Raw genomic sequence first — 23,397 nt, 5'->3', positions numbered from 1 at the left:
CTCGAAGTACCGACTAGGTCTCATTCGGATCACCGGAAGGTACGGTGTCAGGCATGACTGGCGTGGGTGACGACTCGCACGGCCGCCGCGCTGGCAGGCCGTGGCTTGTCGCCGGATTGCTCCTCGCCGTCGGCGCCACCGTGGTTTTGGTGCTGAGCGACGACCTCCGGTACCTCCGGCTCGGGATCGTCGCGGCGCTCTGGGCAGCCTTGATCGGCGCCTTCCTCGCTGTTCGCGCCCGCAAGAACGCGGCGCACAGCGAGGACGCGGTCGCCGAGGCGCAGGCGGTGTACGAACTGGAGCTGGAACGCGAAATCGCGGCCCGGCGAGAGTACGAACTCGAGCTCGAGACGGAAACGCGCGAGGCCGCGCAGGCACAGTCACGAGAAGAATTGGATGCGCTGCGTGCCGAAGTGGCTGCGCTGCGCGAAAGCCTGCATTCGCTGTTCGGCGGAGAGGTGCTCCTGGAACGCGTCGCGCTCACCGCGCAGGCGACTCGGATGCGCTCGCTGAACGACGAGCAGCGGCTCGTTTCCGCGGGTTCTGAGACCAAGAACGGCAATGGCAAGAAACCGGCCCAGCTGCTCGCCCCGAAGAAGCAAGTGGTCGATGTTCCGGAGCGGCCGACCGAATTCATGGACCGGGTGCTCGACGCGACGCCCGCGGAGCGTCGCCGGGTGCCGGCGAACGGCGGCGGCAGCGGCGGCAATGGGGTCGCGAAGACCAATGGCGCCAATGGGACTTCCGGCGCGAATGGCTCGATCAGCGCTGGGTTGAACGGATCCGGCCCGAATGGCGACCGGTCGACGCAGCTGCGCACTCAGCAGATGCCGCGTCTCAAGCCGAAGCGTCCGGAACCGCCCGCTGAGCCGGAGCCGTTCGAGGACGACGTCGAATCCGACAGCCCGGCCCCGCGCGGTGGCCGTGATTCGCGGGCCAGCCTGGCGGAGGCGTTCGTGCCTCGTGGCGGCCGTGGCGACGCGGGACTGCATGAGGGGCGGGCGAGTGTGGCGGACGCGTTCGCTGCGCGTGAGCCGCGCAATGGCGCACCGGAAGCGCATGCTGAGCGGCCGCCCGCTCGCGGTGCCGCGCCGGAGCCCGGTCCTCGTGGGGGTGCGCCGAAGCCGCGTGGCGATCGTGCGCCGGAGCCGTATGAGGCCGAGCGTCGTCCGGCCAGCGAGTCTGGTTCGCACGTCATTCCGGAAGCGTTTGAGCCGGATGTTGCTGAGCGTGGGCAGCGGAATGTGACTGAGCCGTTGCCGCGGGAGGCTGAGCGGGCGCGTGGTTCGTTCAACCAAGGGACGCGGAGTGCTCGGCCGCAGAATGACGCGCCGGAGCCTGCTCGTCGTCCCGCTGCCGAGGCGCAGCCGACTCGTACTGTCGCGCCGGTGAGCAAGCCGGAGCCGCCGGTCAAGGAAGAGCGGCCGGTGCCTCGGTTGGCGGCTCGGCCTGCGCCGCAGCGGTCGGAGGAGCGGCCGGAAGCTGCTGAGCAGACCGCGATTTCCCGGCCTGCTGAGCCGGTTGCGCATCGGCATGCTGAGCCTGCCCCGAAGAAAGCGGAGAAACCGGTGGTGGAGAAGGAGACCGCGGCTGAGCCGCAGACTCGTGCGCCGTCTCGGCTGGAGCAGTTCTCCCGGTCGGATTTGTCGCCGTTGGCTGAGGACACGCCTACTGGGCGGCACGGGGCTCCGGGGGCGGACGCGGTTAATCCGACGTTGCCGGAGTCGGTTCGGAGTTCGGTCGGGAGCGGATCTGGAGGGCGGCGGCGTCGTCCGGAGGCTGAGGCTGCTTCGGTTTCGGCTCCTGCCGGCGGGCGTCGGCGGCGGCCGGAGGGGGAGCCTCCTGCTTGGGAGGCTTCTGCCGCTGAGGAGAGTGTTGAGGAGTCGGCGCACGGGCGGCGGGCCGCGGATACTGGGCATCATGCGTCTGGGCGGTCGGTGACGGAATTGCTTGCGGCTAACGGGAAGACGGAGGGGAGTCCTCGGCGGCGGCGTCGGGCTGAGGATTGATTCTCTTTCGGCTCGTCGCCTGGCGGCGACATTGCGCACGGTGGTTGCGTGGGGCACCCCGAAGCTGATTGTGACGACGGACGGCGGGTGCTTGTCAAGGCGGGAAAGATGCCTTGACAAGCACCCGCCGTCCGCGTTTTTGGCTTCGTATCGGGGTGCGGGGGTGGTGTGGGTGCCTCGATCGTTGGGTGCATCGGTGCGGTTGGGTGGGTGGTTGGGTGGTTGGGGCTTGCGCCCCAATGTGGCGTTGGGTGCATGTGACGCACCGGATGCCGCATTGGGGCGCGACTCTGGCGGGTGGCGGGGCGAGTCGTGAGGGGAACCCTGAGGGACTCTGAGTTCGTGAGGGTTCCCCTCACGGACGGCTGGTGGGGGTCAGGGGATGTGGGTCACAGCGGTATCCCGCGTAGGGCTGAACCACGTACGTCCAACCAGCATGGCTGGTGGGGCCTGCGTATGGTGACCGCTCGTGAACGGCACCCTTTCCGCCACGTCGCCGGGTTCTGCGTCCACGCCATCTCGTTCGCGGCATGTCACCGTGCTCCTTCCGGTGCTCGGGTTGATCGTCGTGGCGTTGTGCGGGCTTTTTCTTTTCGGGCTCGCTACTGCGCGCGTGGGGTGGCTGGCGGTCGCGATCGGCGTTGTCGCTGCGTTGCTCCCAGTCGGTGTAGTGGTCGCGGGGTTGCTGTGGGTTGATCGGTGGGAGCCTGAGCCGGCGAAGTTGCTCCTGATCGCTTTTGCTTGGGGCGCTTGCATTGCCACGGTTACCGCTCTGCTGATCAATACCGGGGCGGAGGCGTTCGGCGATCTGCTTCTGGGGGGCGGCAACGGCAGCAAGGTCAGTGCGCTCGTCTCCGCGCCGCTGGTCGAGGAAGCGGCGAAGGGCGTCTTCGTCCTGTTGATCTTCTGGCGGCGCAACGAGGAATTCGACGGGATCGTCGACGGCGTCGTCTACGCGGGGTTCGCGGCCGCTGGGTTTGCCTTCACTGAGAACATCTATTACTTCGGCCGCGCCTTCGCTGACCACGGCTTCGGCAACGGCACCAGCTCCGGGGTGCTCGCCGCTTTCCTCGTGCGGGGAGTGCTTTCGCCGTTCACGCATCCGCTGTTCACCGCCATGACCGGCATCGGGTTCGGCATCGCGGCGCGGTACGCGCAGCGGTGGGTACGGATTCTCGCGCCGCTGGCCGGGTACCTCGCCGGCGTCTTCCTGCATGCGCTCTGGAACGCCGCCGCTACGCTGAATGGCGGGAAGTCCTTCCTCACGCTGTATTTCCTGGTCATTTTGCCGCTGCTGATCGCCGCGATCTACGTGATCGTGTTGCAGCGGCGCAGAGAACAGCGGATCGTCGCCGCCGCGCTGCCGAAGATGGCGGCTGCGCGGTGGATCGCGCCGTCGGAGATCGACTTGCTTGCCAGTCTCTCCGGGCGGCGGGAATGGCGGAAGCAGGCGCGCAAGCAATCCGGGCGGGCGGCGGCTCGGGCCGTGGGGCGGTATCAGGCGAGCGTGACGGAGCTCGCATTCCTTCGGCGTACGCGGTTGCGCACCGAGCAGGACCGGCAGCGGCAGGAAGAGTTGCTGCAGGCACTGCGGGACGCCCGCGCGGACGCGGTGCGATTGGCGAACAATCGCGACAGTCGGTGAACATTCCCCGTTCGGGGTAGCTCTACCGTGCCAAAAGTGGCGTTCCACCGGGGGATTCGGGCTCTCGGCGACCGGCAGAAGCCGACTGCCAATAAGGTACGGGCGCGATTGGCCGCCCCGGGTGAAGCTGGTCACCCGGGCACCTTGATCCGGCCGGGGCGGGGCTACTCTCGCGCCGTCGTCTGGTACCCGCGACGAAAGAGCGGGACTGGAACGAACATGAGGAGTTTCGAGCCATGAGCGTCCACAGGCGCACGCCATGAACCGACCGGCCCGCCTTGCCGTGGGCGTCGTTTCCGCCGGCCGCGTGGGCAGTGTCCTCGGTGCGGCCTTGGCCAGGGCGGGCCACACCGTCGTCGCCGCGTCGGGGTTGTCCGCCGCTTCGCTGAACCGCGCGGAGCGGCTGCTGCCCGATGTCCCGTTGCTGCCGCCCGACGAGGTCGTGCGGAGAGCCGATCTCGTCCTGCTCGCGTTGCCGGACGACGCGCTTGCCGGCACCGTCCGTGGCCTGGTCGCTACGAATTCGATCCGCGCGGGCCAGATCGTGGTGCACACCTCGGGTGCGCACGGCATCGACGTGCTGGCCCCGGCCGCGGAAGCCGGTGCGCTGCCTCTCGCGCTGCATCCGGTGCTCACCTTCACCGGCCGCGAGGAAGACCTCGAACGTCTTGTCTCGGCGAGCATCGGCGTCACCGCGGCGCCGGACGACGACGCGGCGTGGAACGTCGGCGAGGCGCTCGCGGTCGAGATGGGCGCCGAGCCGGTGCGGGTTCCCGAATCCGCGCGGGCGCTGTATCACGCGGCGCTGGCGCACGGCGCGAATCACCTGATGACGCTGGTCGCGGACTGCACTGAAACCCTGCGCGACGCCGGAATCGGGCATCCGGAACGACTCGTCGCACCGCTGCTTTCGGCGGCATTGGACAATGTCTTGCGCCACGGGGACCGCGCCCTCACCGGACCGGTCCCGCGTGGTGATCTCGGCACCGTCCGCAAGCACCTCGACGTGCTCACGGACCGGGCGCCGCAGATCGCCCCGGCCTACCGGGCGCTGGCCCGGCGCACCGCCGAACGGTCCCGCGCCGCCGGCCTGCTCGATCCCGCGGCCGCGGGCGAACTGACCGATCTTCTCGCCGACCCCGCTGAAGGACAGACCCCGTGACGACACCGAAATTCCAGCGCGGAACGCTCAACACGTTCCAGCCGCCGGAGCACATCAGCAAGGTGAGCCAGGCGCTGCGCAGCGTCGGCCGGAAGGTCGCGCTCGTGCCCACCATGGGCGCGCTGCACGACGGGCACCGCGAACTGCTGCGCCGTGCGAAGCGGCTGCCGAACACTGTCGTCGCCGCGTCGATCTTCGTGAACCCGTTGCAGTTCGGCGAGGGCGAGGACTTCGAGGCGTACCCGCGCCAGCTTGAAGCCGACCTGGCGACGTTGTCCGAGGCGGGGGTCGAACTGGCCTTCACGCCGAAGGCCTCGGACATGTTCGACGAGAACGCGGCGGTCACCCTGAATCCCGGACCGCTCGGCGACGAACTCGAGGGCGCGGCCCGGCCAGGGCATTTCTCCGGGATGCTCACGATCGTCGCGAAGCTGCTCAACGTGGTCCGCCCGGACTACGCGTTCTTCGGGGAGAAGGACTACCAGCAGCTGGTGCTGATCAAGCGGATGGTGGCGGACCTGAACATCGGCACCCGGATCATCGGGGTGCCGACCGTCCGGGAGCGGGACGGCCTCGCGCTGTCCTCGCGCAACGTCTACCTGACACCGGAACAACGGGAAGACGCCGTGGTGCTGTCGTCCGCTCTGTCGGCCGGGGCGCACGTCGGGCGGGACGGGGCGGAGGCCGTGCTGGACATGGCGCGGAAGACGCTCGCGGCCCGTCCCCAGGTGGAAGTGGACTACCTGGAATTGAGGGGAACCGATCTGGGACCGGCGCCCGTCGACGGAGAGGCGCGGTTGCTGGTCGCCGCCCGGGTGGGGAGTACCCGGCTGATCGACAACGCGGGAGTGCTGCTCGGAAAAGCCGTGGAACATCCGAGCGGGGATCCGGACGCAGGGGAATAGGGAGAGTCTGCGATGTATCGCACGATGCTGAAATCGAAGATCCACCGGGCCACGGTGACCCAGGCCGACCTGCACTACGTGGGTTCGGTGACGGTCGACGAGGACCTGATGGAGGCCGCCGATCTGCTCGAGGGCGAGCAGGTGTCCATTGTGGACGTCACGAACGGCGCGCGGCTGGAAACCTACGTCATCACCGGCGAGCGCGGCAGCGGCGTGCTCGGCATCAACGGAGCCGCCGCGCACCTGGTGCACCCGGGCGACCTGGTGATCCTGATCGCCTACGGGCAGATGGACGACGCCGAGGCGCGCGCGTACCGGCCGCGAGTGATCTTTGTGGACGATTACAACCGGATCGTCGAGCGCGGGGACGACCCGGCGCACGCACCGGACGGATCGGGTCTGCTGAGCGGCACGGTCACGCTGCCCGAAGAGGACACGATGACCTTCCCGGTGGCCGAAACCGCGGACGCGCGCCGTCTCGACGCGTTGCTGCACGCCGAAAACTGACCTGTCGCGGATGCCTCGTGCGCGAGCCGCAGTAAGGAAGACCTCGTTGCTGCTCACTGTCGACGTCGGCAACACCAACATCGTGCTCGGCCTCTACGAGGGCGCCGAGCTGGTCGGTGACTGGCGGATGCGCACCGACGCGCGGATGACCGCGGACGAACTCGCGCTCACTGTGCGCGGACTGCTCGGCCCGCACGCCGACGCGGTCACCGGAATCAGCGCACTGTCCACAGTGCCCGCGGTGCTGCGCGAATTGCGGGTGATGCTCGGCCGCTATTACGCGCGGGTGCCGAAGGTCGTGGTCGAACCCGGCGTGCGCACCGGGGTCGCGCTGCTGGTGGACAATCCGAAGGAAGTCGGCGCGGACCGGCTGGTGAACACCCTTGCCGCGCACCATTTGCACGCCACCGCGTGCGTGGTGGTCGATTTCGGAACGTCTACGAATGTCGACGCGATCTCGGCCCGGGGAGAATTCCTCGGCGGGGCGTTCGCCCCGGGCATCGAGATCTCGGTGGACGCGCTCGCCGCCCGCGCGGCCGCGCTGCGCAAGGTGGAACTCGTCCCGCCGCGTTCGGTGATCGGCAAGAACACCGTGGAATGCCTGCAGTCCGGCATTTTGTACGGCTTCGCCGGCCAGGTCGACGGGCTCGTGAGGCGGATCGTGCGGGAATTGCAGGCCGACAGCTCGGATCCGGTCACCGTGATCGCCACCGGCGGGCTCGCCCCGTTGGTGCTGGGCGAATCCGAGACGATCAAGGAGCACGTGCCGGACCTGACGCTGCTCGGCCTGCGGCTGGTGTACGAACGGAATGTGCGTTAGCCGACCTGCTCGGCGAGGTAATCCTCGAAAGTGCGGGTGCCGGTGTCCGCGTCGAGGTTGAGATTGCCGTCCGCGCGATAGACCTTTCCCGCCGCGCCGGGAACGCGCATCGGCATTTTCAGCCGTCGCCGCCCGCGAGCCTGCAAATACTTGTCGACCAGCTCGCCCATGCCGTACACCTTGGGACCGGCCAGATCCCGTACCCGCCCGGCCGGTGCGCCGAGCGCAAGCTGCGCGATCCGCTCGGCCACTTCCCGGACGTCGACCGGCTGGAAATTGACCCCGGGCACCGGCACGACCGGCAGTTTCGCCATTGCCTGCACGGCGTTGAGACAGAAGCCGTGGAACTGGGCCGCGCGGAGGATGGTCGAGGGCACTTCCGACGCGGCGACGAGTTTTTCGGCTTCGTGCTTGCGACGGAAATAGCCCAGCGGCACCGCGTCGGCGGCGATCACCGAAATGAAAACCAGGTGGCCGACTCCGGCGCGTTCGGCGGCCCGGACGAGGTTCGCCGTCGCCACGTCGTCGCCCTTCGGGCCGCCTGCCAGGTGCACGACCACATCGGCACCGTCGATCGCGGGCGCCAGGCCCTCGCCGGTCATCAGGTCGCAGGCGAACCGGTCGGGGCCGTTCGCCTTCCGGCTGAGAATGCGCACCTTCGCGTCGCCGAGCGCGGGAACGACCAGCTTGCCGAGGGTTCCGGTGCCGCCGGTGACCAAGATCGTCGTCATGACAATTCCTTCCGGGTAAAGTGCCGCTGGGTCGGGCACTGGGGGTGTCCTACTGGGATGAACCCGCCCACGAAGGAGATGTGACAGGTGCACGACCGGAACCTGCTCGCGGCCCAATTCGAGGAGCAGCGGCCGCGGCTTCGCGGGGTCGCCTACCGCATGCTCGGCTCGCTCAGCGAAGCCGACGACGCGGTGCAAGAAGCCTGGCTGCGCGCGGACGGCGCGGATATTTCCGAAGTGCAGAATCTGCCCGCCTGGCTCACCACAGTGGTGGCGCGGGTGTGCCTGAACCTGTTGCGCACGCGCGAACGCCGCCGGGAAGACTCGCTTGACGCATTCCCGCTCGACCGCGGAGACGAAGGCGCGGACCTCGCCGAAGAAGCCCAGTTGGCCGATTCCGTCGGGCTGGCGATGCTGGTAGTGCTCGACGTCCTCGGCCCGGCCGAGCGGATCGCGTTCGTGCTGCACGACATGTTCGCCGTGCCCTTCGAGGACATCGCGCAGATCCTCGATCGCAGTCCGGCGGCGGTCCGGCAGCTGGCCAGCCGGGCCCGGCGCCGGGTGCGTGGCGGAGAAGCCGGGCCAGCCGATGCGAGCAAGCGGCGCGGGGCGGTCGAGGCGTATCTGGCCGCAGCTCGCGAGGGAGACTTCGCCGGACTGTTGAAAGTGCTCGATCCAGACGTCGTGCTGCACTCGGACACCGGCGCGGCGCCGGTGGTGCTGCGCGGTGTCCGAGCGGTCAGCAAGGGCGCGCTGCTCGCTTCGGAAGTCGCGCGCGGCACGCAGGTCGCTTTGGTCGACGGCGGTCCCGGCCTGGTGCTCGCCCCGCGCGGCCGGCTCGCCGTGGTCCTCAAGTTCGTTTTCGACGGCGACCTGATTACCGGGATCGACGTGATTTCCGAGCCGGAGCGGCTGCGCGGGCTGGAGATCGCTCTCGGATGAAGATCAGTGGAACAGTTTCAGCCCGACGACCCCGGCGACAATCAGCACGAGGCAGGTGATCCGGCCGACGGTGAGCGGATCGTTCATCGCGACGATCCCGTACACCGCGGTCCCCACCGCGCCGATGCCGACCCACACCGCATAGCCGGTGCCGAGCGGAATTTCGCGCAAGGAATACGCGAGACCGGACATGCTGAGCAGCAGCGCGCCGCCGAACAGCACGCTCGGCCAGAGCTTGCTGAAGCCTTTCGAGGCGCCGAGCGCCGCGGCCCACACGGTTTCGAGAAATCCGGAAACGACAAGAACGAGCCAGGCCATGATCAAGAACCTTTCGCAGTGACGGATGCGTGCACTGCGCCGTCTTGTCGTCACCGGGTACGACGCGCTCGTCCGGGGCGGGAACACCGCCACTTCCGAAATTAGCACCAACCGGACGCGCCGAGGTGGTGATTTCGGTCGCCGCCTCAGCTCCGGCGAGCCCGCAGAACCGTGGTGACCAGCGGGTAATCGAATTCACCCGTTCCGGCTTCTGGAACAGTTTCCAGGTACGCCCTGGCTTCCGCGAGCAGCCGGTCGCGCTCGTCGGCGGACGCGATCAGCAGATGCGAATGCGTGGCCACGGTCGCCACCAGCGAGTCGATCGAGCGCCGGTGCGTATGGGCGAACCGGTCCTGTTCGAACGGGCCGAAGCCGTCCGCGCGCAGCGTTTGCCCGGAGTCGGCGAACCCCCGGTTGGCGTCGGTCCGGATCAGCCGGGCGAATTCACGCACCCACGGCACGGATTCGTCTTCGTGATTCCACAGCGCCACCACGGCCCCGCCCGGCCGCAGCACCCGGCGGATCTGCGCGAACGCCGCGGCTAAATCGAACCAGTGCAGCGCCTGGCCGACGAACACCGCGTCCGCCGATTCGTCCGGCAGCGGGATGTCCTCGGCCTTGCCCAGCAGCGCGGGAACGTCCGGAAGCCGCCGGGACAGTTCGGCGAGCATGCCCGGATCCGGTTCCACCGCGGTCACCGAACGGCCGAGATCGACCAGTCCTTCGGTGAGTTTTCCGGTGCCCGCCGCGAGGTCCAGCACGTCGCGGACCGGCCGGTTCGCTCGGGACATACCCCATTCGAGTGCCGCTCGCGGATAGTCCGGCCGGTGCCGGGCATAGGCGCTCGCCTGGTCCCCGAACGAAGAAGCCCGCCGGGCGTGCAGTTCCGCATCAGTGCCGGGATCGCTCACGAGTAACCACCCTAATACCGTGAGTGCTCCGTAAGGGGAATCCGGTTGACGCGGTTCACCAGCGGCTTCGTACGCTATGGCCATGACCGAATTCCCCGCGTCCGACGCACTGCCCGATGACGACCTGCCCGAACAGATGCGGGTGCGCCGGGACAAGCGCGACCGGATAATCGCGGAGGGCGCCGATCCTTACCCGGTAGAGGTTCCGCGTACGCACACTCTCGCGCAGATCCGTGCCGAACATTCCGGTCTCGAAGCCGACACCAGCACCGGTCAGTCGGTCGGCGTCACCGGTCGCGTCATGTTTCTCCGCAATACGGGCAAACTGTGTTTCGCCACTCTTCGTGAGGGCGACGGCACGGAACTGCAGGCGATGCTGAGTCTCGCGCAGGTCGGGCCCGAGTCGCTCGCCTCGTGGAAGTCCGATGTCGATCTCGGCGACCACGTATTCGTGCACGGCGAGGTGATCACCTCGAAGCGCGGCGAGCTTTCCGTGCTGGCCGACAGCTGGCAGATCGCGGCGAAGTCGCTGCGCCCGCTGCCGGTGGCGTTCAAGGAGCTGGCCGAGGAAACGCGAATCCGCCAGCGTTATGTCGATCTGATTATGCGGCCGAAGGCGCGCGACGTGGTGCGCACGCGCGCCGGCGTGATGCGTTCGCTGCGGGAGTCGTTCCACCGCCGGGGATTCACCGAGGTCGAGACGCCGATGCTGCAGACGCTGCACGGCGGCGCCGCGGCCCGGCCGTTCGTCACGCATTCCAATGCCTTCGACCTCGAGCTGTTCCTGCGCATCGCGCCGGAGCTGTACCTCAAGCGCTGTGTGGTCGGCGGGATCGAGAAGGTTTTCGAGATCAACCGGAACTTCCGCAACGAGGGCAGCGACTCCTCGCACTCGCCGGAGTTCGCGATGCTCGAGTACTACGAGGCGTACGCCACTTACGACACGAATGCCGTGATGACCCGCGAACTCATCCAGGAGGCCGCGGAGAACGTGCTCGGCACCCAGGTCGTCACTCTCGCCGACGGAACCGAGTACGACCTTTCCGGCGAATGGACGACACTCGGCATGTACGAGTCGCTCTCGGAAGCGCTCGGCGAGGAAGTGACGCCGGATACTCCCGCCGAAGCACTGCACAAGATCGCCGCGGCGCGCGAGATCGAGGTGGATCCCAAGCTAGCGCACGGCAAACTCGTCGAAGAACTGTGGGAACATCTCGTCGGCGACGGACTTGACGCGCCCACATTTGTCCGGGATTTCCCGCTCGAGACCTCTCCGCTCACGCGGCAGCACCGCAGCCGCGAGGGCGTGGCCGAGAAGTGGGACCTGTACGTGCGCGGTTTCGAACTCGCGACCGGATACTCCGAGCTGGTGGATCCGGTGGTGGAACGGCAGCGGCTCACCGAACAGGCGCGGCTCGGGGCCGCCGGGGATAGCGAGGCGATGCGTCTCGACGAGGATTTCCTGCGCGCGCTCGAGTACGGAATGCCGCCGAGCGGCGGGGTCGGAATGGGGATCGACCGGCTGCTCATGGCACTGACCGGGCTCGGTATCCGGGAGACGATCCTCTTCCCGCTCGTGCGGCCTGAATAGGACACCGTTCGCCGCACCGGTCGAGATTTCCTCAATGCGGATTTGCCTACGGCCGGGCAAGCGGGTATTAATATGGGTGTCAAAGACTTCTGTAGCTCGGGGCTTGCCCCGAAACCAGATCATGTAGCCAGATCATTCGGGTAAGCCCCGCAGGAGGAATCAGATGGCACAGAAGGTGCTTGTCTCTCTGGTCGACGACCTCGACGGCAGTGAGGCGGAAGAGACCGTTGAGTTCGGTTTGGACGGTGTGAGCTACCAGATCGACCTGTCGGGCGAAAACGCCGAGGAGTTGCGGGACGCGCTGGCGCAGTATGTCGAGCACGCCCGCCGTGCCGGCGGCCGCAAGCGCGCGCCGCTGCGTCCGGTCGCCGGCGGCAAGTCCCCGGCCCGCCCGGCCGCGGTCGACCGCGAGCAGAACCAGGCGATTCGCGCGTGGGCCCGCAAGAACGGTTTCCAGGTTTCCGACCGCGGGCGCATCCCGTCGGAGGTCGTCGAGGCTTACCACAAGAAGAACTGACCGGGCATTTCCGGAACTCGCGGATGCGGTCCTCCGGTTAGCGAACCGGGAGAACGCACCGCGGCGGAGACGGGGGTCTTCGCACTCAGCACGCCAAACGGCCGTCGGGAACATTCCCGGCGGCCGTTTGGCGTTCGGTATTAGTTTCCCGGCTTTGCGCCGTCCGGCGTGCACGAGATCAGCCGCCGGGCGGAACGGGCGTACTCCGCGGGAGGGGCTCCGGTCACGGTACGGAAATCGCGGATGAAGTGAGGTTGGTCGCTATAGCCCAGCCGAGTCGCCAGATCCGCGTAATCCGGAGCGGCCGGAGCGGCCAGTAACCGGGCGGCCTCGTTGAGGCGGTAAATCCGGATCGCCCACTTCGGCGTTGTTCCGACGTGCTCGGCGAACAACCGCTGCACCGCCCGGACCGACAGCCCGAGTGCCGCCGCCAGTTCCGCGACCCTGGTGATCTCCGGATCCGCGGCGATTGTTTCCACCGCCTCGGCGGCCACCCGGGTCGCTCGGGGAATGGGACGACGGCGTGCGATCAGCAAGTTGTCGATTGCAGTGATCATTTCCGCGTCCGTTTCCGCATTCCGGACGGCCTTTTCGGCGACCGCGGCTCCGGGCCCGAAGATCGCGGCCACGTCCTCCGCGCGATCGGCGAGGGTGCGCATCGGGGCGTCCAGGAACGGGCGGAAACAGCCGGGCCGGATCCGGGCCCCGATCCCGTGCACGCGTCCGCTGAGCCGATGCGTGAAAAGCTGGTGCGCCGGACCGTAAACGCCGCACGCGCCGGGGAAGAACGTCACGTGCACCGACAGATTCGGAAGTACGTGCTGTTCGTGGGGTTCGGTCAGATCCCAGCGCAGTATCCAGTGGTGTTCCACGAAATCGCGCAGTTCCGGGCCGGGCGGATGCCGGGTGAGAGTGAACTTGGTGCGAGCCGTCCGCTCGTTCAGGATGCCGCTCGGGATCCGCCGCATGGCTGAAACGCTAGTGCGTCGCGTAATTTCAAGACGGCCGCCGCGCCAGCGTGGTTGGCTCGGGCGCATGTCGAATCACTCCGGACTGCTTGCCCCGGCCGCCGCCGAACTGCGGCGCGTCGCGGCTGCCGCCCCGTCGCTGACCGCGCCCACCGCCTGCGCGGATTACGACGTTCGCGGCCTTCTCAACCACCTTTTCTACTGGGGGCCGTGGCTCGCCGCCGCTATCCGGCACGAGTCCTACGAACCGCCCGCGCCGAGCGAAGCCGAGGCCTCGCTCGTCGGCGACGATTGGCCGAAGGCTCTGGAAGCCTTGACCGACGACGTGATCGCGGCGCTCACTCCGCCGGAGGCGTGGACCGGCACCATCACCTTCGGCGGATCCGAACTGCCCGCCGCGGTCGTGGGGGACATGGTGCTCGGCGAATTCGTCCTGCACGCCTGGGATCTCACGCGGGCGAGCGGCGTCGCGCTGAACTGTTCGGACGAAGCTGCCGAAGCGGTTCTCGCGTTCGCGGCCGCAATGGGCGAGAAGGCCCGCGCCGGCGGCGTCTTCGGCCCGGAAGTCGCGGTGCCGGAAACCGCGCCGGTGCTGCACAGGGCGCTGGGCGCGACCGGCCGGGACCCGTACGCCTGATTTTTCACTCGATGGAGATCAACGAGGGCAGATTCGCGGACAGCTTTCGCACTCCGCTTCGCCGGGCAGCAGATAAGAGAAGCAACAGCTCTCCCGACGGCGTTCCCAAGCCCTGCGCCCGTCGTCGTTGATCGCCATGCGCAAGGTGGACGCCGAGGTCAGCGGGCGGTACTGCGCGTCGAGCACCAGTGCGGCGTCCGCGACGCCGGCACCTTCGGCCTCGGCTGTCCCGCCTTGTTTGCCGACTCGCCACAGCGCGCCGTCCAGCGCGTCTGTGGCGGCCGCCCAGAGCGTGCGACGGCCGAGCCGGGTGCCAGGGGCGTAGGCGCGGACGAAGCGGGCAGCGTGGCCGACGAACTGCGCGCGCAGCACCGCGGCCAGCGCGCGTTCGTCGCGCACGACAGTGGCCTCGGAGCGGACGCTGCCCGGGTCTGTCGGCAGGCAGTAGAAAGCGTCGCTGAGGACGGCCATGCCCTCGGGATGCGGCCGGTCGGGGCCGAGGCCGAACGCGAGCTGCTCCGGCTTCAGCGACGGCACGCGACGCTCGCGGTGCAGCAGCAGCGCGCCCACGTACGCGGGGACGTACAGGTACCAGGACATGACGTAGCTGGCCGCTGTCCGCGCTGGCGCCGCGCCGTGCTGGTCGAGGAGCCAGTCGCTCAGCCGGGACCGCCACTCGGCGAACAGCGCGGGCTGTTCCAGGAGGTCAGCGCAGCGGAACCAGCCCTCGGGGACGTCGCGGCGCAGATCGTGCCGGGCGCTGGCGCGCAGCAGGGAGGACGCGAGCCCGTCGCCGATCTCGCGGGCGTCGTCGCGCGAGCGCTGCGGGTTCACCCGGTCGACCCCCGTCCCGTAGTTGATTAGGCGTGCCTAACCTTACATAGGGAGCGGGATTGCGCCAATCGGGTGGCCACAGGGTGAGACCACCCGGACGCGCGGGGGTGTTCGCGCTGAGCGGACAGGGGTGCCCGGGCGGAATCCTGATCCGGTCCCGTACGTTCGAGAGGGAGTAAAGGTGCAGCGCAACCGGATGAACAGCGGTGACCGACCGGGTCGCCGTCCGGATGCGAACGGGCCGCCGGAAGCCGTAGTGGTACGCAAGCGCGACCGCTTGGCTACTAGAGTGGTCTCACGGTGCTGTCCGCCGTGGACGCGATCCACGGAGGTTACGGGCCGCCGACGCAGCAGTCGAGGGAGTGCGCATGTTTGAGAGGTTCACCGACCGCGCGAGGCGGGTGGTCGTCCTGGCCCAAGAAGAGGCCCGGATGCTCAACCACAACTACATCGGCACCGAGCACATCCTCCTGGGTCTGATCCACGAGGGTGAGGGTGTCGCCGCCAAGGCGCTGGAGTCGCTGGGCATCGCCCTCGAGGGCGTGCGCCAGCAGGTCGAGGAGATCATCGGCCAGGGCCAGCAGGCGCCGAGCGGGCACATCCCGTTCACGCCGCGGGCGAAGAAGGTGCTGGAGCTGTCGCTGCGCGAGGCGCTGCAGCTCGGCCACAACTACATCGGCACGGAGCACATCCTGCTCGGCCTGATCCGCGAGGGCGAGGGCGTCGCCGCCCAGGTGCTCGTGAAGCTGGGCGCGGACCTCAACCGGGTCCGCCAGCAGGTGCTGCAGCTCCTGTCGGGCTACCAGACCGGCGAGAAGTCCACCGAGAGCGGCTCCGGCCGCGGCGAGGGCACGCCGTCCTCCTCGCTGGTGCTCGACCAGTTCGGCCGCAACATGACCGTGCTCGCCCGCGAGGGCAAGCTCGACCCGGTCATCGGGCGCGGCAAGGAGATCGAGCGGGTCATGCAGGTGCTGTCCCGCCGGACCAAGAACAACCCGGTGCTCATCGGCGAGCCGGGCGTCGGCAAGACCGCCGTCGTCGAGGGGCTTGCCCAGAGCATCGTCAAGGGCGAGGTGCCCGAGACTCTCAAGGACAAGCAGCTCTACACCCTCGACCTGGGCTCGCTGGTCGCGGGCTCGCGCTACCGCGGTGACTTCGAAGAGCGCCTGAAGAAGGTGCTCAAGGAGATCAAGACCCGTGGCGACATCATCCTGTTCATCGACGAGCTGCACACGCTCGTCGGCGCGGGCGCGGCCGAGGGCGCGATCGACGCGGCGTCGATCCTGAAGCCGATGCTGGCCCGCGGCGAGCTGCAGACGATCGGCGCGACCACGCTCGAGGAGTACCGCAAGTACATCGAGAAGGACGCCGCGCTGGAGCGCCGCTTCCAGCCGATCCAGGTGGGCGAGCCGTCGCTCGAGCACACGATCGAGATCCTGAAGGGCCTGCGCGACCGGTACGAGGCGCACCACCGCGTCTCGATCACCGACTCGGCGCTGGTCGCGGCCGCCACGCTGGCCGACCGCTACATCAACGACCGGTTCCTGCCGGACAAGGCGATCGACCTGATCGACGAGGCCGGCGCCCGGATGCGCATCCGCCGGATGACCGCGCCGCCGGACCTGCGCGAGTTCGACGAGAAGATCGCCGACGTCCGCCGGGACAAGGAGTCCGCGATCGACGCGCAGGACTTCGAGCGGGCCGCGCGCCTGCGCGACGAGGAGAAGCAGCTCCTCGGCCAGAAGGGCGAGCGCGAGAAGCAGTGGAAGGACGGCGACCTCGACGTCGTCGCCGAGGTGGACGACGAGCAGATCGCGGAGGTGCTGGCCAACTGGACCGGCATCCCGGTGTTCAAGCTCACCGAGGAGGAGACCACCCGGCTGCTGCGCATGGAGGACGAACTCCACAAGCGCATCATCGGCCAGGAGGACGCGGTCAAGGCCGTCTCCCAGGCGATCCGCCGTACGCGTGCGGGTCTGAAGGACCCGAAGCGCCCGTCCGGTTCGTTCATCTTCGCCGGCCCGTCCGGTGTCGGTAAGACGGAGCTGTCGAAGGCGCTGGCGGCGTTCCTGTTCGGCGAGGACGACGCGCTCATCCAGATCGACATGGGCGAGTTCCACGACCGCTACACCGCTTCGCGGCTCTTCGGCGCCCCTCCGGGCTACGTCGGCTACGAAGAGGGCGGGCAGCTGACCGAGAAGGTGCGGCGCAAGCCGTTCTCGGTGGTGCTTTTCGACGAGATCGAGAAGGCGCACCAGGAGATCTACAACACCCTCCTGCAGGTGCTCGAAGACGGCCGCCTCACCGACGGCCAGGGCCGTACGGTCGACTTCAAGAACACCGTGCTGATCTTCACCTCGAACCTGGGCACCTCGGACATTTCCAAGTCCGTGAGCCTCGGCTTCTCCTCCGGAGCGGATTCGACGAACCGCTACGAGAAGATGAAGCAGAAGGTCAACGAGGAAATGAAGAAGCATTTCCGCCCGGAGTTCCTGAACCGGATCGACGACATCATCGTCTTCCACCAGCTCAACCAGGAACAGATCATCCAGATGGTGGATCTGATGATCGGCCGGGTCGAGACGCAGCTCAAGGCCAAGGACATGGAGATCGAGCTCACCGAAAAGGCGAAGGCGCTGCTGGCCAAGCGCGGCTTCGACCCGGTGCTCGGCGCCCGGCCGCTGCGTCGCACGATCCAGCGCGAGATCGAGGACCAGCTGTCGGAGAAGATCCTCTTCGGCGAGGTCGAAGCGGGTCAGATCATCGTGGTCGACGTCGAGGGCTGGAGCGGCAACCCGGAGGACCGCGACGACGAGGCGCACTTCACCTTCCGCGGTGAGAAGCGTCCGTCCTCGGTCCCCGACGCTCCGCCGGTGAGCATCGGCGCCGCGGAAAACGGCGAGTCCGAGAACGAGTGACGTAACCAGGTAAAAGGGCGGCTCCCAGCTTCGGGAGCCGCCCTTTTCTCTATGGTCGTTGTCATGGGGTCTTCTTCTTCGAGAATCTCGCGGCATGCCGCGGCGAGCACCGCGCTTTCGCTGCTGAGCGACCGCCAGCTCACCGAGCGGCTGGAGTCCGCCGAGGTGCTGTCCGAGGGCATCGGCGGCACCGGCGCCCGGCTGGATGTCGACGGGGTGCCGGTCTTCGCGAAGCGGGTGCCGCTCACCGCGCTGGAGCGGCAGTATCCGCATTCCACCGCCAATCTGTATGGCCTGCCTGCCTTTTGCCACTACGGGCTGGGCTCGCCGGAGGGCTCGGCTTGGCGGGAGCTGGCGCTGCACGTGATGGCCACCGGCTGGGTCCTTAGTGGACAGTGCGAGAACTTCCCTTTGCTGCACCATTGGCGAGTGCTGCCGGTTCTCTCGGGCCGGGTGCCGGATCGCTCGCTGGAGGAGGACGTCGAATACTGGGGCGGTTCCGCTGCGGTTCGCCGACGGCTCACGGAGCTGCGGGATTCCTCGTCGAGTGTTGTGCTGTTCTGCGAGTATTTCCCGACCAATGTGCACCGGTGGCTGCCTGGGCATCTGGATCAGGCTGACCGTGTTGCGTCGCAGGTGGCCGAGACGCTCTCCTTCCTGCGTGCGCAGGGTGTTCTGCACTTCGACAACCACTTCGAGAATTTCCTGACCGATGGCGATCGGTTCGCGCTGACCGATTTCGGCCTGGCGTTCGCGCGGCGGTTCGATCTGACTGAGGCGGAGCTGGCGTTCGCCGAGCTGAATGCGGAGCACGACCGGGCTTATGGGTCGATGTATTTGGTGAACTGGCTGGTGACCGAGGTGCGCGGGACTTGGGACCGGGCGAGCCGCCTGGCCGCGGTGCGCCGTGCGGCTGCTGGAGAGCTTGCGTTGCCTTCGCCGATTGCCGAGGTGGTGGCGCGGCATGCGGCGGTGGCGGTGGAGATGAACGACTTCTATACGCGGCTTCAGGAGGACCGGGAGACGCGTTTTCCGGCGGAGGTTTTCGCGGGGTAGCTCGCGCTACTGGTCGAACGCGATCTCGCGGCAGCGCTCGGCGATTCGCTCAGCGAAAACGGGTCGGCCAGCACGACGGCGTCCTGTCCGGACGGGTAGTCGTCGATGCGGCCGTCCATCGATCCGGCGATCGCGTCGCGGATTTTGGTGATCTCGGTTCCGGTAAGCCCGGGATTGCGGCGACGGATGCTCTGGATGGTCTCGGCAAGAATGTCTTCGGTGTAGAAAACGTGGAACATGCTTGCGTTTCCCGTGTCCTTCAGCAGAAGCAGCCAGTCCCGTAGTGTTCTGGCGTGCAGGACGTTGGCATCGGGAAGCACACGAGTGGGCATCGCACCACGATACGAGGACTAAAGTTCCGCGGTGCGGCCTCCTGTTCGATTCTGACTATTCGATGTCGAGCCGGTCTTCGATCGCGAGCAATTCGTTCAACGCGTCTCGTTGTTTGCGCAGTCGTTCCCGGCGGAAGGCGAGGACGTCGTCGCGGCGGAGTTTTGTGTGGCTGCCGGTTCGGGTGCTGGGCAGGTCGCCGGCGCGGACGTGTTTCATCAGCGTGGTCCGGGAGAATCCGAGCAACTCCGCGGCCACCGTCGTGGTGATGATCTCCGGCATCGCGCCGACGGTCACCGTTCCGCCTTCGGCGACGATCGCGATGATCTGGCGCAGCAGTTCGCGGATCTCACCGCCCAGTTCGACGCCGTCCAGCGTGACCTGGCCGTCTGCTTCGGCGATCAGTTCCGCGGCGGCGTGGGCCTCTTGTTGTGCTCGCGGGGTCGCGAACAGCGACTCTCGTGCGGTCGGGGTCGGCGTCATGGTCTCTCCGCTTCACGGCTGTTGACGTACTCAAGTGTGCCTCGGTGTCACTTACCTTGGCAAGTAGGTTTCAGTTATATCTGTCACGCATGCCCGTGAGACGATGCCGTGGGGATTTGGGGAGGGGAACTGCGTGGACGTCCTGTCGATCGACTTCGGTACTTCCAGCACGGTTGGCGTCTTGGCGGCCTTCGGACGCGGCCCGCGGGCTATTGAGGTCGACGGGTCGGTCACCATGTCTTCCGCGGTTTACGCGGAGGAGGACGGGCTGCTCGTCGTCGGGCAGGACGCGGAGCGGCGGGCTCGGCTGGATCCCAGCCGGTTCGAGCCGAATCCCAAGCGGCGGATTGACGACGGGGAGTTGCTGCTTGGCGATCGGGCGGTGCCGGTGGTCGACGCCTTCGCGGCGGTCCTGAGGCGGATGGGCGAGGAGGCCGAGCGGCAGCTTTCCGGGGTTCCGGACGAGGTGCGGGTGTCGCATCCGGCCGGGTGGGGCGCGCGGCGGCAGCAGACTCTCCGGGCGGCGGCGGGGAAAGCCGGGTTCGGGCAGGTGCGGCTGGTGCCGGAGCCGGTCGCGGCGGCGGCGCATTACGCGACCTTGCGCGAGCAAGGGGCTCCCAGCGGGCCGATCGCGGTGTACGACCTCGGGGCGGGCACCTTCGACTGTGCGGTCGTCGGCGCGGGTACCGCGGTTTTGGCGGAGGACGGGTTGCCGGACCTCGGCAGCCTGGACATCGACCAAGCCTTGCTGGTCCATATTGGACGGTCGGTTTCGCACGCGGATCCGGCGCAGTGGCAACGGCTTCTCCGTCCGCAGACGACCAGTGACCGACGGTTGCGGCGGGTGTTGCTCCAAGACGTCCGTGACGCCAAGGAAAGTCTTTCCCGGCACTCGCACACCGAGGTGCCGATGCCGGATCCGTTCGGCGACGTCCTCGTCACTCGTGCCGAGTTGGAAGCGTTGGTGCGGCCGAATCTGTTGCGCAGCGCGGAGATGCTCGCGGCGACGATCGCGCGGGCCGGGCTTTCTCCGGATCGGCTCGGTGGCGTCTATCTGGTCGGCGGGCCCAGCCGGATGCCGTTGCTGGCCTCGTTGGTCGGGTCGACGCTTGGCGTCGTGCCGACTACTGAGGACCAGCCGGAGACGGCGGTCGCGTTCGGGTTGCATCACGTGCCGGTGGACGAACGGCCGGCGGCACCAATGCAAGCGGCACCGCGGGCACCGGCATCCTGGCCGCCTGTCCAGCAACAGCCTGTTCAGCAACAGCCAGGCCCGGTACATCGGCAGCCGGTCCCCATGCCACCCCCAGCCGGATGGCCGCGGCAACCGAAGAAGAAGTCTCGCAGACCCTTCGTAATCGGTGCCATCGCCTTGGCCGTGCTGGTCGTCGCCGGGATCGTGACCGCCGTCGTCGCCACGCGTGGCGACGACAAAACTCCGCCAGTCGCCGCGAACCAGTCAGCGCCCGCCAGCCCGTCCAGCAGCGCGGCTCGCGCTGCCGCCTGCGTCGGCGTGCAAGCGGCGCTTCCCGGCGAAAACGGCCTCACCCGGTGCATGCGCCGCTTGTCCGGTCCGAGCATCCAAACCCGCGCCACCTGCTCAGACGACCCGGAACTGGCGAAAGCCCTAGGCGCACTGCGCACCGCGCTGTGCCGCTTCCCGGACAAGACCACGGTCGCGTTCCACGAAGGACTCACGCTCGCCCAGGTCGAGCCAGGAGCGCGCAAGGACATGACCGGTCGCGTCGAGACCGACACCTGGCGCACCCGCACGGGACTGAGCGGCCGTTACGTCGCGGGTGTCGGACCGAAGCTGGGCCTGCTGATCTATCAGGCCGACGGAATCCCCGTGGTCGGCACCGTGATGGACACCAGCCCGTCGCACACGAGCCGCAGGCCGCAGGATCTGGTGCAGTATTTCCAACAGACCGTGCAGCCCGGCGAGTAAAGGTCAGTGCAGCGTGCCCGCTGAGGTCGTGACGTCCTTGTCCACGGTCAGCGCGGTGTCCGCCACGATCTCGAGCGCTCGCGCGGTCGAGTCCAGTGACAGCTGGGATTCCTCCGGCACATGCACGAAACCGCCGCGCAGTCCGGGAAACTCCGTCGCGATCAGGTGCATCAGGCCGTAGAAGACCTGATTGCACACGTAAGTCCCGGCGGTGTACGACACGGCAGCGGGCAGTCCCGCCGCCTCGATCGCCGCGACCGCCGCTTTCACCGGCAGCGTGGTGAAGTACGCCGATGGCCCGCCCTCGACCACCGGGACGTCGACCGGTTGCGCGCCGGCGTTGTCCGGGATCCGGGCGTCGATCAGGTTGATCGCCACTCGTTCCGGCGTGACGTGCTCGCGTCCGCCGGCGAGCCCGGCGCAGACGACGAGTTCCGGCCGGTGCGCCAGGATCGCGGCCCGCAGCGCCGGCAGCGACGCGTCGAACTCGCACGGCAGCTCTACCGCCACCGTGTCCGTCCGCAGCGCCGCTGCCAGCGAAGCTGCCTGCCAAGAAGGATTCGACGCCGCTCCGTCAAAGGGCGCGAACCCCGTCAGCAGAACCGTCACTTCGCCGCCGGTTTGAGGTCGCCCGGGTAAAGGAACTCGTCGGACGGCTTGCCGTTGCCGTAGATCCACGCGTCGAAGAAGCCCTGCAGGTCCATGCCGGACACCTTCTCACAGTACTTCTGGAACTCCTGCATGCTGGCGTTCCCGTTGTGGTGGACGGTGTTCCAGGTCTTGAGCACCTGGTCGAACGCTTCCTGTCCCATGTACTTGCTGAGCGCGTGCAGCATGACCGGACCCTTGGAGTACACGTAGGTGAACTCGTGGCCGGGCCCCATGTCGTACAGCTTGCCCGCCCAGAACGAATCGCCTGCCGACGCGACCGCGTCGAGGTACCGGGCGTCGAGGTCCTCGCCGTTCTTCTGCGCCCACAGCCAGGTCGCGTAAGACGCGAAGCATTCGTTGAGGCAGACGTCCTTCCAGTGGTCGACGGCGACCGTGTCGCCCCACCACTGGTGCGCGTTCTCGTGCACGATCGTGCCGATGTTGCCCGCGCGGCCGGAGTAGATCGGGCGGCTCATCGTCTCGAGCGAGAACCCGATCGGCTCAGTCAGGTAGATGCCGCCCGCGGCGTCCACCGGGTACTTGCCGAACTTCGATTCGAGGAAGTCGATGACCTCCGGCAGCTGGGCGTCGGCCTGCTTCGTGGCGTCCGAGGTGCCCGGCGCGTACGCGCTGACGATCGGGGTGCCGTCCGAGCGCTGGCGCTTGTTGAAGGTCCACTTGTCGATCGCGACCGTGGTCATGTACGACGCGGTCGGGGTGTCCTCCGCCCAGACGTGCGTGGTGCCCGTGCGCGTGCGGTACGAGCCAACCTCGCGGCCGTTGGCGATCACGCCCCATTCGCTCGGGACGTTGATCGACAGCCGGAACCGGGCCTTGTTGCGCGGGGTGTCGTTGACCGGGTACCAGGTGGTGGCCGATTTCGGCTCGCCCGCCGCGAACGCGCCGCCGGACTTGGTGAACTGCCAGCCGTTCTTGCCGAGGTTCGGGTCGTCGATCGCGACCGGGACGCCGTGGTAGGCGACCTCGGTGGTGAACGGCAGGCCCTTCCACAGCGGCATCTTCGGCGTGATCACGAGTTCGTGGTCGCCGGTGCGGGTGAACTTCGCGGGCACGCCGTTGACCCGGACCGCGTCGACCGTGAGGCCCCGGAGGTCCAGGTCGAACGAGCTGAGCGACTGGGTCGCCTTCGCGTGGACCGTCTGGACCCCGGCGAGCTGGTGGGTGTCCGGGGCGTAGTTGACCCTGAGGTCGTAGTCGGAGACCTCGTACCCGCCGTTGCCGTCCTGCGGGTAGTAGCTGTCTCCGGCGCCGTCCGAACCGGGGGTCGGCCGGTCCCAGCCGTCCTGTCCGGCCGACGCGATTCCCGTGCCGAGCGTCAATGCGGTGAGGGTGGCTGCGACGGTCACTGCCGGGCGACGCCAGCGGTGCAGTGCTCTCATGGGCGCTCCTGTGTCTGCGTGTGAACCCTCCGCAACGTAGCGCCGGGAAGGCATGGAGTAACCGCAAGGTGGGCAGATTGTCTCGAAAGTCCACACTTCCGTCGGGCCCCGGCA

Annotated in this window: 21 protein-coding genes, 1 pseudogene and 1 riboswitch; of the genes and pseudogenes, 13 read left to right on the top strand and 9 right to left on the bottom strand. The window is 68.0% G+C overall.

All coding sequences use genetic code 11. The features are described 5' to 3' along the window. Window positions 1–53: 53 nt before the first annotated feature. The 6 genes and pseudogenes from ABD156_RS02230 to ABD156_RS02205 all read left to right on the top strand — a co-directional run bounded on the left by ABD156_RS02230 (window position 54) and on the right by ABD156_RS02205 (window position 7,048). On the top strand, window positions 54–2,009 hold the full coding sequence (locus ABD156_RS02230; protein WP_344265511.1) for a DUF6779 domain-containing protein: 1,956 nt from the start codon (window positions 54–56) through the stop codon (window positions 2,007–2,009). Between the two features lie 538 nt (window positions 2,010–2,547). Then, entirely contained in the window at window positions 2,548–3,654 is a 1,107-nt protein-coding gene (locus ABD156_RS02225; protein ID WP_344266683.1) for a PrsW family intramembrane metalloprotease, read from the top strand. A 253-nt stretch (window positions 3,655–3,907) separates the two neighbouring features. After that, window positions 3,908–4,816: pseudogene (locus ABD156_RS02220) on the top strand (Rossmann-like and DUF2520 domain-containing protein); the annotation flags it as partial. Continuing rightward, window positions 4,813–5,721, top strand: coding sequence for a pantoate--beta-alanine ligase (gene panC / locus ABD156_RS02215; RefSeq protein WP_344265505.1), 909 nt, complete (start codon window positions 4,813–4,815; stop codon window positions 5,719–5,721). The pseudogene ABD156_RS02220 and the gene panC, both read left to right, overlap by 4 nt. Window positions 5,722–5,733: 12 nt before the next feature. Then, window positions 5,734–6,228: an aspartate 1-decarboxylase gene (gene panD, locus ABD156_RS02210; RefSeq protein ID WP_043827144.1), complete on the top strand. Its 495-nt coding sequence runs from the start codon at window positions 5,734–5,736 to the stop codon at window positions 6,226–6,228. Window positions 6,229–6,274: 46 nt separating this feature from the next. Next, the gene (locus tag ABD156_RS02205) at window positions 6,275–7,048 is read left to right on the top strand and encodes a type III pantothenate kinase (protein ID WP_344265498.1); all 774 of its coding nucleotides are present in this window, start codon (window positions 6,275–6,277) and stop codon (window positions 7,046–7,048) included. Here ABD156_RS02205 and ABD156_RS02200 read toward each other — a convergent pair. After that, entirely contained in the window at window positions 7,045–7,779 is a 735-nt protein-coding gene (locus tag ABD156_RS02200) for an SDR family oxidoreductase (protein WP_344265495.1), read from the bottom strand. The two genes, ABD156_RS02205 and ABD156_RS02200, sit on opposite strands and share 4 nt — an antisense overlap. Window positions 7,780–7,866: 87 nt before the next feature. Between ABD156_RS02200 and ABD156_RS02195 the strand changes: the two genes are divergently transcribed. Next, window positions 7,867–8,721, top strand: coding sequence for a sigma-70 family RNA polymerase sigma factor (locus tag ABD156_RS02195; RefSeq protein ID WP_344265492.1), 855 nt, complete (start codon window positions 7,867–7,869; stop codon window positions 8,719–8,721). 3 nt (window positions 8,722–8,724) lie between these two features. Here ABD156_RS02195 and ABD156_RS02190 read toward each other — a convergent pair whose 3' ends face one another. Both ABD156_RS02190 and ABD156_RS02185 read right to left on the bottom strand, forming a co-directional pair. Further along, on the bottom strand, window positions 8,725–9,039 hold the full coding sequence (locus tag ABD156_RS02190) for a DMT family transporter (RefSeq protein ID WP_067576886.1): 315 nt from the start codon (window positions 9,037–9,039) through the stop codon (window positions 8,725–8,727). Between the two features lie 33 nt (window positions 9,040–9,072). Continuing rightward, window positions 9,073–9,135: riboswitch (guanidine-III (ykkC-III) riboswitch) on the bottom strand. A 50-nt stretch (window positions 9,136–9,185) separates the two neighbouring features. Further along, window positions 9,186–9,950, bottom strand: a complete 765-nt coding sequence (locus tag ABD156_RS02185; protein WP_344265487.1) for a class I SAM-dependent methyltransferase — start codon at window positions 9,948–9,950, stop codon at window positions 9,186–9,188. 82 nt (window positions 9,951–10,032) lie between these two features. Between ABD156_RS02185 and lysS the strand changes: the two genes are divergently transcribed. Both lysS and ABD156_RS02175 read left to right on the top strand, forming a co-directional pair. Next, on the top strand, window positions 10,033–11,541 hold the full coding sequence (gene lysS, locus ABD156_RS02180; RefSeq protein ID WP_344265484.1) for a lysine--tRNA ligase: 1,509 nt from the start codon (window positions 10,033–10,035) through the stop codon (window positions 11,539–11,541). Between the two features lie 163 nt (window positions 11,542–11,704). Continuing rightward, entirely contained in the window at window positions 11,705–12,058 is a 354-nt protein-coding gene (locus ABD156_RS02175; protein ID WP_009084272.1) for a histone-like nucleoid-structuring protein Lsr2, read from the top strand. A 140-nt stretch (window positions 12,059–12,198) separates the two neighbouring features. On the opposite strand, the gene ABD156_RS02170 is transcribed toward ABD156_RS02175, so the two are convergent. Continuing rightward, entirely contained in the window at window positions 12,199–13,026 is an 828-nt protein-coding gene (locus ABD156_RS02170; RefSeq protein WP_344265478.1) for a DUF6597 domain-containing transcriptional factor, read from the bottom strand. 67 nt (window positions 13,027–13,093) lie between these two features. On the opposite strand from ABD156_RS02170, the gene ABD156_RS02165 reads away from it, so the two are divergent. Beyond that, entirely contained in the window at window positions 13,094–13,663 is a 570-nt protein-coding gene (locus tag ABD156_RS02165) for a TIGR03086 family metal-binding protein (protein ID WP_344265475.1), read from the top strand. Window positions 13,664–13,681: 18 nt separating this feature from the next. Here ABD156_RS02165 and ABD156_RS02160 read toward each other — a convergent pair whose 3' ends face one another. Next, the gene (locus ABD156_RS02160; RefSeq protein ID WP_344265472.1) at window positions 13,682–14,497 is read right to left on the bottom strand and encodes a (2Fe-2S)-binding protein; all 816 of its coding nucleotides are present in this window, start codon (window positions 14,495–14,497) and stop codon (window positions 13,682–13,684) included. 368 nt (window positions 14,498–14,865) lie between these two features. On the opposite strand from ABD156_RS02160, the gene ABD156_RS02155 reads away from it, so the two are divergent. Together ABD156_RS02155 and ABD156_RS02150 are read left to right on the top strand one after the other, a co-directional pair. Further along, entirely contained in the window at window positions 14,866–17,415 is a 2,550-nt protein-coding gene (locus tag ABD156_RS02155) for an ATP-dependent Clp protease ATP-binding subunit (RefSeq protein ID WP_344265469.1), read from the top strand. Between the two features lie 63 nt (window positions 17,416–17,478). Next, a complete protein-coding gene (locus tag ABD156_RS02150) occupies window positions 17,479–18,471 on the top strand; it encodes a protein kinase family protein (protein WP_344265466.1) in 993 nt (330 codons plus the stop codon). Here ABD156_RS02150 and ABD156_RS02145 read toward each other — a convergent pair. Then, the gene (locus ABD156_RS02145; protein ID WP_344265463.1) at window positions 18,423–18,803 is read right to left on the bottom strand and encodes a hypothetical protein; all 381 of its coding nucleotides are present in this window, start codon (window positions 18,801–18,803) and stop codon (window positions 18,423–18,425) included. The two genes, ABD156_RS02150 and ABD156_RS02145, sit on opposite strands and share 49 nt — an antisense overlap. A 55-nt stretch (window positions 18,804–18,858) precedes the next feature. Further along, window positions 18,859–19,284 carry a helix-turn-helix domain-containing protein gene (locus tag ABD156_RS02140; protein ID WP_344265459.1) on the bottom strand — a complete coding sequence of 142 codons (426 nt, stop codon included), beginning with the start codon at window positions 19,282–19,284 and terminating at the stop codon, window positions 18,859–18,861. Between the two features lie 133 nt (window positions 19,285–19,417). Here ABD156_RS02140 and ABD156_RS02135 point away from each other — a divergent pair, with 133 nt between their 5' ends. Continuing rightward, window positions 19,418–21,232 carry an Hsp70 family protein gene (locus ABD156_RS02135; RefSeq protein ID WP_344265456.1) on the top strand — a complete coding sequence of 605 codons (1,815 nt, stop codon included), beginning with the start codon at window positions 19,418–19,420 and terminating at the stop codon, window positions 21,230–21,232. A 3-nt stretch (window positions 21,233–21,235) separates the two neighbouring features. Here the strand turns inward: ABD156_RS02135 and pcp are convergent, their stop codons facing one another. Together pcp and ABD156_RS02125 are read right to left on the bottom strand one after the other, a co-directional pair. Continuing rightward, on the bottom strand, window positions 21,236–21,841 hold the full coding sequence (pcp, locus tag ABD156_RS02130) for a pyroglutamyl-peptidase I (protein WP_344265453.1): 606 nt from the start codon (window positions 21,839–21,841) through the stop codon (window positions 21,236–21,238). After that, window positions 21,838–23,283: a M1 family metallopeptidase gene (locus ABD156_RS02125; protein ID WP_344265450.1), complete on the bottom strand. Its 1,446-nt coding sequence runs from the start codon at window positions 23,281–23,283 to the stop codon at window positions 21,838–21,840. Before ABD156_RS02125 ends, pcp begins: the two co-directional genes overlap by 4 nt. Between the last annotated feature and the right edge of the window lie 114 nt (window positions 23,284–23,397).

The sequence above is a fragment of the Amycolatopsis albidoflavus genome (genome assembly GCF_039525725.1).
GTDB lineage: Bacteria > Actinomycetota > Actinomycetes > Mycobacteriales > Pseudonocardiaceae > Amycolatopsis > Amycolatopsis albidoflava.
The sequence above is the reverse complement of the archived record's forward strand: the minus strand, read 5'-3'. Positions and strand labels throughout refer to the sequence as shown.

What these genes read in the sequence shown, in the direction of transcription:
- ABD156_RS02230 (WP_344265511.1), top strand. Translation starts at nt 54, where the DNA reads ATGACTGGCGTGGGTGACGACTCGCACGGCCGCCGCGCTGGCAGGCCG.
- panD (WP_043827144.1), top strand. Translation starts at nt 5,734, where the DNA reads ATGTATCGCACGATGCTGAAATCGAAGATCCACCGGGCCACGGTGACC.
- ABD156_RS02200 (WP_344265495.1), bottom strand. Translation starts at nt 7,779, where the DNA reads ATGACGACGATCTTGGTCACCGGCGGCACCGGAACCCTCGGCAAGCTG.
- ABD156_RS02190 (WP_067576886.1), bottom strand. Translation starts at nt 9,039, where the DNA reads ATGGCCTGGCTCGTTCTTGTCGTTTCCGGATTTCTCGAAACCGTGTGG.
- lysS (WP_344265484.1), top strand. Translation starts at nt 10,033, where the DNA reads ATGACCGAATTCCCCGCGTCCGACGCACTGCCCGATGACGACCTGCCC.
- ABD156_RS02175 (WP_009084272.1), top strand. Translation starts at nt 11,705, where the DNA reads ATGGCACAGAAGGTGCTTGTCTCTCTGGTCGACGACCTCGACGGCAGT.
- ABD156_RS02170 (WP_344265478.1), bottom strand. Translation starts at nt 13,026, where the DNA reads ATGCGGCGGATCCCGAGCGGCATCCTGAACGAGCGGACGGCTCGCACC.
- ABD156_RS02165 (WP_344265475.1), top strand. Translation starts at nt 13,094, where the DNA reads ATGTCGAATCACTCCGGACTGCTTGCCCCGGCCGCCGCCGAACTGCGG.
- ABD156_RS02155 (WP_344265469.1), top strand. Translation starts at nt 14,866, where the DNA reads ATGTTTGAGAGGTTCACCGACCGCGCGAGGCGGGTGGTCGTCCTGGCC.
- ABD156_RS02150 (WP_344265466.1), top strand. Translation starts at nt 17,479, where the DNA reads ATGGGGTCTTCTTCTTCGAGAATCTCGCGGCATGCCGCGGCGAGCACC.
- ABD156_RS02145 (WP_344265463.1), bottom strand. Translation starts at nt 18,803, where the DNA reads ATGCCCACTCGTGTGCTTCCCGATGCCAACGTCCTGCACGCCAGAACA.
- ABD156_RS02140 (WP_344265459.1), bottom strand. Translation starts at nt 19,284, where the DNA reads ATGACGCCGACCCCGACCGCACGAGAGTCGCTGTTCGCGACCCCGCGA.
- ABD156_RS02125 (WP_344265450.1), bottom strand. Translation starts at nt 23,283, where the DNA reads ATGAGAGCACTGCACCGCTGGCGTCGCCCGGCAGTGACCGTCGCAGCC.